This window comes from Streptomyces sp. Mut1 (assembly GCF_030719295.1).
Lineage (GTDB): Bacteria > Actinomycetota > Actinomycetes > Streptomycetales > Streptomycetaceae > Streptomyces > Streptomyces castrisilvae.
Map to the genome: position 1 here is coordinate 4599960 of NZ_CP120997.1, position 12509 is coordinate 4612468.

15 protein-coding genes are annotated in these 12509 nt (G+C 70.4%); 8 read left to right on the forward strand and 7 right to left on the reverse strand.

Features of this window, described 5'->3' with window-relative positions; all coding sequences use genetic code 11:
* Window positions 1-648 carry a TetR/AcrR family transcriptional regulator gene (locus P8A18_RS19905; RefSeq protein ID WP_306061026.1) on the forward strand — a complete coding sequence of 216 codons (648 nt, stop codon included), beginning with the start codon at window positions 1-3 and terminating at the stop codon, window positions 646-648.
* 5 nt (window positions 649-653) lie between these two features.
* On the opposite strand, the gene P8A18_RS19910 is transcribed toward P8A18_RS19905, so the two are convergent.
* A complete protein-coding gene (locus P8A18_RS19910; protein WP_306056283.1) occupies window positions 654-1058 on the reverse strand; it encodes a hypothetical protein in 405 nt (134 codons plus the stop codon).
* 135 nt (window positions 1059-1193) lie between these two features.
* On the opposite strand from P8A18_RS19910, the gene P8A18_RS19915 reads away from it, so the two are divergent.
* Both P8A18_RS19915 and P8A18_RS19920 read left to right on the forward strand, forming a co-directional pair.
* Window positions 1194-1958 carry a DUF5753 domain-containing protein gene (locus tag P8A18_RS19915; protein WP_306056285.1) on the forward strand — a complete coding sequence of 255 codons (765 nt, stop codon included), beginning with the start codon at window positions 1194-1196 and terminating at the stop codon, window positions 1956-1958.
* Window positions 1955-2203, forward strand: coding sequence for a DUF397 domain-containing protein (locus tag P8A18_RS19920; RefSeq protein ID WP_306056287.1), 249 nt, complete (start codon window positions 1955-1957; stop codon window positions 2201-2203). The genes P8A18_RS19915 and P8A18_RS19920 overlap by 4 nt, the downstream gene beginning before the upstream one ends.
* Before the next feature lie 111 nt (window positions 2204-2314).
* On the opposite strand, the gene P8A18_RS19925 is transcribed toward P8A18_RS19920, so the two are convergent.
* Window positions 2315-3745 carry an NsdA family TPR-like regulatory protein gene (locus P8A18_RS19925; protein WP_511101554.1) on the reverse strand — a complete coding sequence of 477 codons (1431 nt, stop codon included), beginning with the start codon at window positions 3743-3745 and terminating at the stop codon, window positions 2315-2317.
* Window positions 3746-3920: 175 nt separating this feature from the next.
* On the opposite strand from P8A18_RS19925, the gene P8A18_RS19930 reads away from it, so the two are divergent.
* The 5 genes from P8A18_RS19930 to P8A18_RS19950 all read left to right on the forward strand — a co-directional run bounded on the left by P8A18_RS19930 (window position 3921) and on the right by P8A18_RS19950 (window position 8755).
* Window positions 3921-4115 (forward strand): hypothetical protein, encoded by a 195-nt coding sequence (locus P8A18_RS19930; RefSeq protein WP_306056291.1) that lies wholly within the window; start codon window positions 3921-3923, stop codon window positions 4113-4115.
* Between the two features lie 156 nt (window positions 4116-4271).
* On the forward strand, window positions 4272-5954 hold the full coding sequence (locus P8A18_RS19935; protein ID WP_306056293.1) for an asparagine synthase-related protein: 1683 nt from the start codon (window positions 4272-4274) through the stop codon (window positions 5952-5954).
* A gap of 46 nt (window positions 5955-6000) precedes the next feature.
* Window positions 6001-6252, forward strand: coding sequence for a hypothetical protein (locus P8A18_RS19940; protein ID WP_306056294.1), 252 nt, complete (start codon window positions 6001-6003; stop codon window positions 6250-6252).
* On the forward strand, window positions 6249-6680 hold the full coding sequence (locus tag P8A18_RS19945) for a lasso peptide biosynthesis B2 protein (protein WP_306056296.1): 432 nt from the start codon (window positions 6249-6251) through the stop codon (window positions 6678-6680). Before P8A18_RS19940 ends, P8A18_RS19945 begins: the two co-directional genes overlap by 4 nt.
* A gap of 242 nt (window positions 6681-6922) precedes the next feature.
* Complete coding sequence (locus P8A18_RS19950) at window positions 6923-8755, forward strand: ABC transporter ATP-binding protein (RefSeq protein WP_306061028.1); 1833 nt, start codon at window positions 6923-6925, stop codon at window positions 8753-8755.
* A gap of 70 nt (window positions 8756-8825) precedes the next feature.
* Here P8A18_RS19950 and glsA read toward each other — a convergent pair whose 3' ends face one another.
* From glsA to htpX, 5 genes are all read right to left on the reverse strand, one after another.
* Window positions 8826-9857, reverse strand: a complete 1032-nt coding sequence (gene glsA, locus P8A18_RS19955; RefSeq protein ID WP_306056298.1) for a glutaminase A — start codon at window positions 9855-9857, stop codon at window positions 8826-8828.
* A 233-nt stretch (window positions 9858-10090) separates the two neighbouring features.
* A complete protein-coding gene (locus tag P8A18_RS19960; RefSeq protein WP_306056300.1) occupies window positions 10091-10441 on the reverse strand; it encodes a hypothetical protein in 351 nt (116 codons plus the stop codon).
* Window positions 10442-10443: 2 nt separating this feature from the next.
* Complete coding sequence (locus P8A18_RS19965) at window positions 10444-10902, reverse strand: type II toxin-antitoxin system Phd/YefM family antitoxin (protein WP_306056302.1); 459 nt, start codon at window positions 10900-10902, stop codon at window positions 10444-10446.
* Window positions 10903-10956: 54 nt separating this feature from the next.
* Window positions 10957-11541, reverse strand: coding sequence for a PspA-associated protein PspAB (pspAB, locus tag P8A18_RS19970; RefSeq protein ID WP_018553460.1), 585 nt, complete (start codon window positions 11539-11541; stop codon window positions 10957-10959).
* Window positions 11542-11550: 9 nt separating this feature from the next.
* A complete protein-coding gene (gene htpX, locus P8A18_RS19975) occupies window positions 11551-12462 on the reverse strand; it encodes a zinc metalloprotease HtpX (protein WP_026249957.1) in 912 nt (303 codons plus the stop codon).
* Window positions 12463-12509: the final 47 nt, after the last annotated feature.

Consider the following 12509-nt stretch of genomic DNA (forward strand, 5'->3'; position numbering starts at 1 on the left):
ATCGACGCCGTTCTCACCGCAGCGGTGGCCCTGCTCGATGAGGCGGGGGAGCCGGCGCTGACCCTGCGGGCCCTCGCGACCCGGCTCGGCACCGGCGTCGGCAGCATCTACTGGTACGTCTCGGGCAAGGACGACCTGCTCGATCGCGCCATGGACCACGTGCTCGGCGGGGTCCTGACGGCCGTCGAGAAACAGGACCGCAGCGGGGACCCGATCGATGTCCTGCGCGTGATGGCCGTCACCCTGTTCGACGCGATCGTGGACCGGCCGTGGCTGGGCGGGCGCTTCATGCAGGACATCGGCACCCACGGCAACGCGCTGCGGCTCTACGAGAAGCTGGGGCAGCAGACGCTCCGCCTCGACCTCACCCCACGCCAGCGGTTCCACGCCGTCACGGCGATCGTGGCCGTCGTGGCCGGCAGCGCGGCCGATCTGGGCCAGGAACCGCCCCAGGAGGTGCTGGACGGCTCGGTGGGCCGCGAGGAGTTCCTCGGTCGCTACGCCGAGATGTGGCGTGAGCTCGACACCGAGGAGTACCCGTTCCTGCACGAGATCGTGGACGAGTTCGACGGCCACGACGACAAGGAGCAGTTCCTCGCCGCCCTGGAACTGACCCTGGCCGGCCTCCGCCGCCAGTCCGGCACCTGAGCCGCCTACTCCCCGGCCACGAGCTGCGCGGTCACCACGCCGTGCAGCAACTCCGCGTCCACGAAGTCCCCGTCCTTCGGCGCCCCGCAACGCCAGCTCAGCGGATACGTGTTGCCGTGCGCCGCCGGAATCCCCACGTACTGGTCCCGCACGGCCGGCCCGAAGCACTTCGCGCCGGGCGGCCAGTCGAAGTCCTGGCTCGCCCCGGGCTCCAGCAGGAAGTACGTCCACCGCGCCCCGGCGATCTCCCGCACCACCGGCCCGGGATCGCCGTCCGTGAGCGTCACCAGATGGTGCACCACCGCCTCACCCCGGACGCCGCGCAGCCGAATGGCGTCGAAGTGGATGCCGGTGAGATGGAGTTGGAGCCCCGAGGAGGGAACCCATTCGGGGAGATTCTTCTGCGTCATGGCTACGAGCATTCCGCCGTATGCGTAGCGTGACCAGGAGGACACGATCCACATCGGGGCGATGTGAGGAAGGGGCGGTGGTCTGTGGGGACGAGCGAAGAGGTGAGTCACGGGCGCAGGCTCGTAGGGGAGTTGATGCGCATTCACCGGGTGCAGGCGAGGTTCACGCAGAAGACGGCGTCGGAGAGCCTGCTCGTCTCGGAATCGCTGCTGGGCGCGGTGGAACGCGCGGAGCGCATCCCGTCGCTGGACCTGCTGACGGACGCCGAGGTCCTGTACCGGGCGAACGGGGCGCTGAAGGCGTGCTGCGATCTGGTGGACGAGGAGAAGTACGCGCCGAAGTTCCTGGACTGGGCCAAGTTGGAGCGCACGGCTCGGGTGATCAGCGGGTACGAGACGATGCTGATCCCCGGTCTGCTCCAGACGGAGGCGTACGCGCTCGCGCTGTACCGCGCCCGTGTTCCGGCGTACTCGGAGGCCGAGATCATCCAGCACGTAGCGGCGCGGCTGGAACGGCAGACGGTACTGGACCGTACGCCGCCGCCGCGGGTTGGGTTCGTCATCGAGGAATCGGTGCTCGACCGAACGCTGGGTGGGCCAGAGGTGCTCAAGGAACAACTGCTGCACCTGCTCGACTGCATTGAGCGCTACAACCACCTGACGGTGCAGGTGATGCCGTCCGCGCAGCACACGCACGCGGGGTTGAACGGCCCGATGCAGCTGATGACCACGGCGGAAGGCCGCGCTCTGCTGTTCGCGGAGGCGCAGGGCGGCGGTAGGTTGTTCTCGAAGCCGGAGCAGGTGGGCGACATGTTGGACCTCTTCGGCATCCTGCGGGCTCAGGCACTCAATCCCTGGAAGTCCGTAGAGGTCATCGAGACGAAGGTGAGGCAACTGTGAGCGACGTAGCCGGGCTGGCCTGGTTCAAGTCCAGTTACAGCAACAACGAGGGCGAAGCCTGCATCGAAGTGGCCTACAACTGGCACAAGTCCAGCTACAGCGGTAACACGGGCGGCGCCTGCGTAGAGGTGGCCACCTGCCCCCACACCGTCCACGTCCGCGATTCCAAGGTCACCGACGGCCCGACCTTCGCCGTCGCCCCGACCGCCTGGACCGCGTTCCTGGACCACGCGACCGCGAACTGACCACCGAGTCCGGGGGCGGCCGTTCCCCGCAAGGAGGCTCTGGAGAACGGCTACGCCGCTCTCCAGACAGCCTGCGACGCGCGGGACCGTGCGGATCGCCGGAGCTTTCGTTCACACCACTGCGGCAGCGGCGATGAGTTCTCGCAGCCTTCCGCCGCTTCTTCCACCGGCGAAGGGCTCGGCTTCGTCATGGAGTTCCACGAGGCGGTCGGCGACGCGGCGGGATTCGATGATGCCGAAGAGGTCGAGTGCGCGCTCGGTTTCCAGCAGAGCGCCGTCGAGTTCTTCGGCCGCGACGTAGCTGCGGGCCAGGCCGAGGTGGTCGAAGGCTTTGCTGCGTACGCGGTGCTCGGGCCGGTTGTCGAGTGCGTGACTGATCAGCGCAACGGACTTCTCGGCGCGCCTTGCGCGATGTGAGCCGGTGCTGTGCTTGGCGGCGATCTGGTGCGCTACTCCGATGGTGGCGGACAGTTCCGCGGAGTCGAAGAACGTCATGTGTGCGGGTTCGGCGCCGGACGCGACGCGGGTGAACGCCTCTTGGGCGTGGTCGGCTGCCCGCTCGCTCTCGTCGAGGTTACCCAGGATGGCGTGGAAGCGGGCTTCGAGGGAGGCGAGCATCGAGACGGTGGCGGGGGACAGGCGGCGGCGGGCGCCGAACTGGGCGAGCGCGATCAGATCGAGCGAGTCCTCGTAGCGTTCCAGGTGGGACATCTGCCGGGCCATACATTGCAGGATGTGAGCGCCCAGGGCCTTGTCTCCGCCTTCGGAGGCGGCGTGCAGGGCGGTGACGAACAGCCTTTGTGCGGAGGCGTGACGGCCTGCGTCAAAGGTCATCCATCCGGCCACCGACCCGAGGTCGGCGACGGCGGAGAAGAGGGCCTGGCCGGTCGCCGTGGTGTAGGAGCACGAGTTCAGCATGGCGACGGCGTCATCGAGCTGTCCGAGGACGGCTTTGCGGGAGAGGGCTCCGCCGTGGCGGTTGTCCAGTTCCCGGAAGGTTGCGGTGGCAGCCCGGATGCCTTTGACCTGAGCGGTTCCGATGCGCCCTGAGCGTGTGGCCACCGCTTCGGGTCCGTCGCCGGTGGGGGCGGCCGAGGCCCAGTGCTGGAGGGGTGCGAGCAGATCGTCCCCGGCGTGCACGCCTTGCGCGTCGGCGCCGGTGCGGGTGGTCGGCAGCATGAATTCGCTCCGGGCGATGTCTGTCAGGGCGTCGATGGTGCTGGGTGCCTCCCACGGGAAATCCGGATGGCGGCGGGCGCCTTCGACGTCTCCGGGGCCGGGGAAGCCGAGGTCTGCGCAGGTGAGGTGCAGGCCGAGGCGGGTGTTGATGACGTCCGTGATGAGCTGCGGTACGGGCGGGCGGGGTGTCTCGCCCTTGAGCCAGCGGCGTACGCGGCTCTCGTCTGTGCCGATGCCCCGGTGTCCGAGTTCGGCGGCGCGGTCGGTGACGGCGCGGGCCAGTCCTACGCGGGACATGCCGGTGCGGGTGAGCCAGTGAGCCAGTAACGCGTTGGGCCGCCGGTCGGTCGGGGGCCTTCCCATGGACGCCTCCGGGTGCTGAATCCGACCAGCGTAGAAGCCGGGCGTGCGGCACGGAACAGGGCCGAGTAATTCGCCGGAATTCGCCGAGCGACCCGCCGTCGCGCGCCGGGACCTTCGCCGTTCTTCGCCAAGGTTCGCCGAGTCCCGGTCATCGGTGATCAGTGGTGATCTGTTCATGGCCGCAGCGAACAAGCGCCGTGGCAGCACCATCCGGATCATCCACATCACGGAGGTAGCCATGAACACCATCGAGACCCAGCCCGCCGAGATCACCATCGAGCTCCCCGAGTCCTTCTCCGCCGAGGCGGCGACCCTGGGCCGGCAGCCGAACAACGACGGCGACAACAGCGGCGCCATGTTCTTCGAGTGAGCGACACCGCACGGTGAACTCCGGAGGGGCCGGCGGGTTCGCCGGCCCCTTTGGCCCGTTGAAGGAAGGGGAACAGGGATGGACGGGGAGTGGATCACCGGTGGTGCTTCGACTCGGGCATGGTGCGCTGGCACGCCTGTCGTCGGTCTGCCGGACATGCGAGTGGGCCCGGACTGCCAGGTGCGTGTCCTGGCCTCAGAACAAGTACGGATCGCGCTGGTAGGCGACTTCCTACTGACCACGGCCGAGGAATCCGGGCTGCTCGCGGCCGTGGCCGAACGGCGCTGGTCCGACCTGATGGCACTGCCGGGGTCGTACTGGGTGGTCGCGCGGGCCGGTAAGCACAGCTTCGTCTGCGGGGACCTGTCGGGCCTCCGCAGCATCTTCTACGCCCGGCAGCCCGGCTGCATCTGGTCGACGAGTGCCCAGCGCCTGGCCGTGCACCAGGACGCGCTCCCGGACCTGCCGTTCCTGGCCGCACGGATCACCGCAGGAGCCGAACACTGGCCGGGGCGCACCGTCTACGACGGCGTGCACGCGGTTCCGGCGGGGTTCGGCCTTCTGCTGGGCGGGGAACCGGTGCTTGTCGACGTCAGCGGCTACGCCCCGTCGGCGACGCTGGAGCAGGGCGCGCCGGTGTCCGCCGACGCCTTGGAGCGGGCGGTGCAATGGCGGATGGAGGAGGCGGACGGGCTTGTCGGCGCCGATGTGTCCGGGGGATTGGACTCCTCCACTCTGGCCATTCTTGCCTCGCGTGCCGGGTCGATACGAGCGGTCACGTACGCGGACCGCTTCACCAGCAGCGAGGATCTGGACTTCGCCCGGCGGGTGGCGTCGCACATGGGCACGGAGCTGAAGGTCGGTGCGGGCGGGCCCAAGGAGCTGCCGTTCGGCTGGTCATGGGATCAGCCGGTGCCCGACCAGCCCGCGGCCCTGAGCCTGACGTGCGCTCAGCACGCCCTGTACTTACGTCCGGCGGCCGGGCTGCCGCTGCACTTCACCGGCAATGGCGGCGACATCGTCCTGGACTCGTGCAGCGCGGCGTGGATCGGGATGGTGCAGTGCGGCGACCGCCGCGCGGCCCGTCGGCAGGTGACCGGCTGGGCCAGGGCCCGGAACCGGCCACCGCGTGATCTGTGGCAGGCCGTGACCCGGGCGGCGTCCATCACCCATGACGAAGCGCTCACGCGGGCCGCCGACCGGGTGGAGCGCGCGGACTTCGGCCACCGGCGGTCAGGGGTGTGGTCCTGGTGCCACCTGGGCCAGTCCGCGAAGTGGCTGACCCCCCATGGCCGCGAGCAGGTCGCAGGCATGCTCCGGGAGGCCGCCTCGGCTGCGACGACGGAGGCCCGTGCGGACCTGGCCGAGCAGCGGACCTCGCTGCGCCTGGTGGGGGCGGATGCCCGGGACACGGTCCCGCTGACCCGTCCATGGCGGATACGGCAGGTGCACCCGTTCCTCGACAACCAGGTCGTACGGGCCGCGTTCACGATCACCCCGGTGGAACGGCACGGGGTGACCACCTTCAAGCCGCTGCTCGCCGCCGCGCTGCCCTTCCTACCGCCGTGGCTGACCGGGCGCACCTCCAAGGGCTCGTTCAGCCGTCAACTCACCGCCGGCATGGTGCACCACCGCCCGGCACTGGCCGACCTGATCCGTACCAGCCCGCTCGCCACGAACGGTCTTCTGGACGCCGAGCCGGCGCTCGCCGCCCTCGCCCGCGTCGGCGGAACGGCTGCGGGCGACCTGTACGACCTTCAGCGTCTGGTGATGACCTGCCAGTGGCTCGCCGCCCGCGAACGCCTGCTCACGACACCCGGGCGGGAGGCAGCGTGCTGACGATCCCCCAGCACGTCCATTTCGCCCGCTGCAGGGCGGCACTGCCGTGCTCGACCTGAAGAAGGGCCAGTGGCGGATGTTCTCCGGCGCCGGCGAGCGCATCTGGCTCGCCATCGCCCTGTACGGGGTCACGACCGGACTCGCCGAGGAACTTGCGGTTCCCGCTGGGCTCGACGTCGCGGCCGCCCGGCGAGCTGTCGACTCCTACGTAACCCACCTGATCGACACCGGTCTGCTGGCTCCACCAGGTCAGGAGCCCCACACGCCACGCTGGACGGTTCGGAGGCGGCATCGATGACGCAGATGATCCACGCTCCCGTGCCCCCGCCGTGGCGGCTGCGCGTTCTGGCGTACGCCGCGATCACTGCGGCGCTCGTAGTCAAAGCGGTGCCCGGCGACCGCCGTCGGATGGCGGTGCGACTGGCGGTGGCCCGCTCGGTGCGTGCACTGCCGCCGGCACAGCACGCACTGGTTCAGGACCTGTACGAGGCCGTGGTCGCCTGCCAGCCGCTGTGGTGGCGCGGGCAGATCGACTGCAAGGAACGGTCCCTGGCAACCGTCCTGGCCACCGCGCTCGCCGGGCGCCGATGCCACCTGGTCCTGGGCGCCCGCGCTCTGCCGGCCGCCTTCCACGCCTGGGTGATGACTGTCGACGGCACACACGTCGGCAACGGAGAGGCCGGCGGACACGACCATCCGTGGACCCCCGTTTACACCACTGCGTAGATCACCGGGTGGGCGGCCGTACCGCCGCCCACCCGTTCACCCCTGAGGGTGAATCGTGGAACGGACTAGTTGACGCGCACGGGTGTGAACTGGCGGAACTTCCCCGCGATGACGAATCCAGTTGAACCCGCACGCCTGGCCCCTTGCCAATGGGAGACGTGACTCCCACTACCGCCGAAGCCGCGGCCCCGGCCGAACCGGCGCCGACCCCACCCCCTTCAGCCCCTGGCGCGCCCCCCGTGATGCGACTGCAGGAGGACGGTCACGCCGCCGACCGCAGCCGCCTCACCACCCGCGCCATCGCCGCCCAGCTCCCCGCCGCCCTGAGCCGGGCCTGGATGCTGAGCCGGCAGGCCGACCGCCGCGCCACGTTCGCCCTGGCCGGCTGCGCGGTGGCCTGCGCCGCGTTGACGGCCGTGGCCCTGCGGGCGACCACCGACCTTCTGACCGCGCTCCTGGGCACCGGAACCGCCGCACACCGGATGGAACAGGCACTTCCCGCCCTGGTCCTCGTCACCGCGACCACCTGCGCAAGCTACCTGGCCGACGCGGGGGCCCGCTTCTGCGCCAACCGCCTCGCTCCGAAGGTCAACCGCGAGGCCGACCTCGCCGTCATCTCCGCCTCCACCGGCGCCGAACTGGGCGCCTACGAGAACTCTGCCTTCGAGGACGGCCGTTTCGCCGCCACGCAGGGGGCGGAGAAGATGCCGGACCTGATCGGCGGAGCGCAGAGCCTCGTCTCCGCGTGCGCGCAGCTCCTCGCCGCGGTGGCCGTGATCGCCACCCTCGACGCCATACTGCTGCCGCTCCTGCTCCTGGCCGTCCTCCCCCGGGCATGGGGGGCCGTGCGGGCCGCCCGGCTCGATCACGAAGCCGCCCACCGCAACCTCGCCGACACTCGCCTGCGCCGGGTCCTGGCTCAGTACACAACCGACCGGGGCACCGCTGCCGAACTCCGCTCAGCCACGATGGGCGACTTTCTTCTGGAGCAGTACCGCGTCATCTCCGGCCGCCTGGAGCGCGAGAAGATCACCGCGTCCCGGCACGCCGCCCTCACTCAAGGTGCGGGTGACCTCCTGGCCGCGCTCGCTGTGGCCGCCGTGTGGGCAGGCATCCTGTATCTGACTCTCACCGGGCGGATGAGCGTCGCCACCGCGGCAACCACCGTCCTCGTCGTCCGCACGGCGAACACCTCGCTGACCGGCAGCGTACGGGCCTCCGCCCGCCTGTTCGCCACCAGCCTCTACGTAGCCGACTGGGCCCGGTTCCTCGACAGCGCGGGCGCATGGGCCATGCGGCGCGGCAACACTCCCGCCCCCGCCACGGGCCCCCGCACCATTGAGACGCGCGACCTGTCCTTCGTCTACCCCGGCAAGCGCTCGCCCGCCCTTCACGGCGTGAACCTGCGCATCGAGAGGGGACAGGTCATCGCCCTCGTGGGGGAGAACGGCTGCGGAAAGACGACACTGGCCAGGCTGCTGACCGGTCTGTACCTGCCGACCGGCGGAACGGTCACCTGGGACGGTGAACGGCTGGCCGATCTCGACCCGGCCACGCTCTGGCGAACCACCGCGCTGGTGCCCCAGGACTACACCCGCTGGCCGCTCGCTGCGCGCGAGAACATCACTCTGGGCCAGCCCCGGCCCGGCGGTGACGAAGCCGTACACACCGCAGCCCGCCTCGCGGGCGCCGACGCCGTACTGGAAACCCTCCCCGAGGGGCTGGACACGTCACTCGCCCGGTCCTGGTGGGGCGGTCACGACCTGTCCGGGGGACAGTGGCAGCGCATCGCCATCGCCCGTGCGTTCCACCGCGACGCTCCGGTCCTGGTCCTCGACGAACCGACGGCTGCCCTCGATGCCCGCGCCGAACATCAGGTGTTCTCCCGGCTGCGGAACCTCTCGGCCGACCGCACAGCACTCTTCATCACGCATCGGCTCGCCAACGCCCGGGTCGCCGACCTCGTCGTCGTTCTCGACCGGGGCACGGTCGTGGAGACGGGCACATACGAAGCCCTTCTGCGGGGCGGGGGGCTGTTCGCGGAACTGCACGCTTTACAGGAGGGCGAGAACTGAGCGGCCCCCGATCCACCGGGCGCAGATCCGGCTCCTCGTGGCCCCCTTCCTGGCAACCGCTCCGGTCCGTTCAGCCGGCCGCCTTCGCATGGGGCGTGGAGGCGAAGAGGTCCATGCCGAGCGCCCCGGACAGGAAGTGGGCGACGCGCTGGCCGCGGACGCTGTTGCCGGCCTCGTCCAGGCGGGGTGAGAACACGCCGAGACCGCCCTTGCCGGGGGCGACGGTGATGATGCCGCCGGAGACGCCGCTCTTGCCGGGCATGCCGACCTCGTACAGCCAGTCGCCACTGCGCTCGTACAGACCTGCCGTGGCCAGCGCGGAGAGGGTGTCGCGGCAGACTCCGGCGTCCACGACCCGCTCGTCCGTGAGGGGGCAGACGCCGCCGTTGGCCAGTGTCGCGCCCATGACCGCGAGGTCGCGGGCGGAGACGGTCACGGAGCACTGCCGGGTGTAGAGGGCGGTGGTCGCGACGGGGTCCCGGGCGAGGGCGCCGTAGCTGTCCAGCAGGCGGGCGATCGACTCGTTGCGCTGGTTGGTGCCGGACTCGGAGGCGTACACGCGCTCGTCCAGCCGGAGTTCCCGGCCCGCGAAGCGGGAGAGGCCGTGGCGGATGAACTCCCAGCGCTCCTCGGGCGACGCGCCCGGCACCAGGGCCGTGGTGGCCAGGGCCCCCGCGTTGACCATGGGGTTCATCGGGCTGCCGTGATTCAGCTCGACGGCCAGGACCGAGTTGAACGGCAGGCCCGTGCTGTTGACCCCGATCCGCCGGCGGACGGTGTCGCGGCCGAGTTCGTGGTTGACGAGGGCGAAGACGAACGGCTTGGAGACCGACTGGATCGAGAACGGGTGGTCCGCGTCGCCGGCCGTGAAGACGTTGCCGCTGACGTGGGCGACGGCGATGCCGAACAGCTCGGGATCGACCTCGGCGAGTTCCGGGATGTAGTCGGGGACCTCCCCTTCGCGGTCCTCCTGGAACCGCCGGCGCACGCCGTCCAGGGCCGCCCGTACGGACTCGGCCGTGGGGAGCCGCCCGGTGGAGACGGCCGCTTGCGCGGTGCGGGGGTCCGCGACGTCCCCGGTGTTGTGGATCACGCCGGCCATCCAGTGCCTCCTGATGCCTCGTCCCGGGCGGCGGGCCCGCTCCCGACCACCCACCTGTACCCCCACCGGCCGCCGGGTCCCGCCACGACTTACTGATCCGGCGAGGACAGGCCCCCGATGGCGGACGCCGGACAAGGCGAGGCCGGCTGTTCCTGGTCGGTGAGCGGGAGGCGCGGGGGTTGGGACGCACCAGGCAGTAGCGGAACGGCCCGGAGCCCCTCGAACGAGGGCGGCTACTTCGTCTCGTTCGGATGGCTCGTGTGCACCTGCTCCAGGAACACCGTGCGTCCGTCCACGAAGTACCAGATGCGGGCGGTGCCCTTCGCGGTCGGCTTGTGCTGCCAGCGATCGTGGGTCGCGCTGCCGCGCTGGATCGCTCCCAGCTCGCCCTTCAGCCGGTAGTTCGTGGGCGTCGTGGACAAGGGGGTCCGCGTGAGGAAGTCCCATGTCTCCGTCATCGGATTGCGGATCGTCGCGACGAGGTCCCGCCAGCCCTTCAGCGCGTCGGCGGTGGCGAAGCGGATCTCGTACTCGGTCTTCCTCGGAGGCCGGGGGACCAGTTCCCCCTTCTTTGCGGCGGCCACGGTCAGGGACGCTCCACGGTCTCGTCCTCGTCGAGCCACTCAAGGTCGGCGCTGCCCAGCCCCGCGGCCAGCGCTGTGGCCGTTTCCTTCCAGGACGTCAGTTCGGCGATCGCGAGGTGCGGCTGGTTGGTGGAGAACGACGCCCGCGCGGCGTCGACGAGGTCCTGTGCGCAGGACTCTCTGTCGGGCGCCGACAGCGCGAGCATCCAGGGGAAGACCTTGGTCATGCGCGCGGCGAGCGTGCCGTTCTCGTCAAGGGTCACGGTGATGAGCTGCGCGGCGAAGTCCAGCAGGCGGGCACGGCCCTCCGCCTCGCGCTGGGACATCAGGACCAGCGCTTCGCCGTCGCGGCGGGTCACCGTGACAGGGTGGTCCTCGGCCTCGGCGAAGACCTCGGCCGAATGCTTGCTCAGGTCCGAGGAGCGTCGGGTGGCGACAGGAAGGTCAGCTGCCATGGTCATGCGTCGACTGTATTCGGAACGTGTTCGGAAGTCCAGGGGAGGTGTCCTGATCCCTCACACCCCCGGCGCCCCCCACACCGGAAACCACCGCGACAGGTCCTGCTCCACTCGCAGGTCGTCCCCCAGCGCGGCCCTGACCTGCAACTCCAGCTGGTTGTCGCGCTTCTCGGCGCCGCCCGCGACCGGGGCGAACGGATAGAACGTGCCGCGCTTGTAGAGGTAGACCAGTGCGAGCGAACGGTCCCGGTCGTCCCGGAAGGCGACCAGGGAGCACAGCAGCTGGGGGCCGAAGCCGCCGTCCTGGAGCAGGGTGTTCACCGCGTGCAGGTCGTTGACCAGGGCGGCCGTGTCCTCGGGCGGTTGGCGGGAGAGGAGCCAGGTGTAGCCGTAGGTGTCGCGGCTGAACTCCACCGGGATGCCGCCGCGCCCGGTGTCCGCGTCGAGTAGCTCGCGTACGTCCTGCTGGACGCGGGCGAAGGTGGCGCCCTCGACGCCCGCGAAGCACACCGAGCCCAGGCCGGTGGGTGTGAAGCCGGTGGCGGCCTGGAGGGTGAGGGCGGCGGAGGGGACGGCGAAGAGCTGGTCGAGGTCGGGGCGGACCGGTTTGCTGCGGCCCAGGATCGTGTCGAGCAGGCCCACGGGGGCTCCTTACGGACGGGACAGGTCGGCCGAGATGCGGGCCAGCTGGTCGAGGCGCTGTTCCAGGGTCGGGTGCGAGGAGAGCAGCCGGGCGAAGCTCTCCTTGGAGGCGAAGGCCGGGACGAAGTAGAAGGCGTTGTACGGCTCCGCCTTCCGCAGGTCCTCCGTGGGAATCCGGGCCATCTGGCCGCTCACCTTGGTGAGGGCGGAGGCCAGGGCCGAGGGGCGGCCGGTGAGGAGGGCGGCCGTGCGGTCGGCGGAGAGTTCGCGGTAGCGGGAGAGCAGGCGGGTGAGCAGGAAGCTGACCGCGTAGACGACCGCGCTGATCAGCGGGATCAGCATGATCGCGATGCCGATGGGGTCGTTGTTGCGGCTGCCCCGGGAGAAGCCGCCCCACAGGGCGACCCGGGTGATGATGCCGGCGAGGACGCCGAGGAACGAGGCGATCGTCATGACGGCGACGTCCCGGTGGGCGACGTGCGACATCTCGTGGGCGAGGACGCCCTCCAGCTCCTCCGGCTCCAGTCTGCGCAGCAGCCCCGTCGTGGCGCAGACGAGGGCAGTCTTCTCGCTGCGGCCGGTGGCGAACGCGTTCGGCACGTCGCTCTCGGCGATGGCGACCCTCGGTTTGTCCATATCGGCAAGAGCGCAGATCCGGTCGATCGCGCCGTGCAGTTCGGGCGCCTGCTCGGGGGTGACCTCACGCGCACCCATGCTGAACGCGGCGATCCGGTCGCTGAACCAGAACTGCGCGATGAACATGCCGCCGGTGATGATCAGGATGATCGGCCAGGCCCCGCGCAGCGCGGCCAGCAGCACGCCCACCAGGACCACGTACAGCAGCCCGATCAGGAACATCGTGGTCACCATGCGCGTGGTCAGACCACGGTCCGGCGCATACCGGCTACGGGTTCGGCTCATCGGGTCGACCTCCAGTCCTCACCTGTCCAGGCTGTCCCACCTGTCTC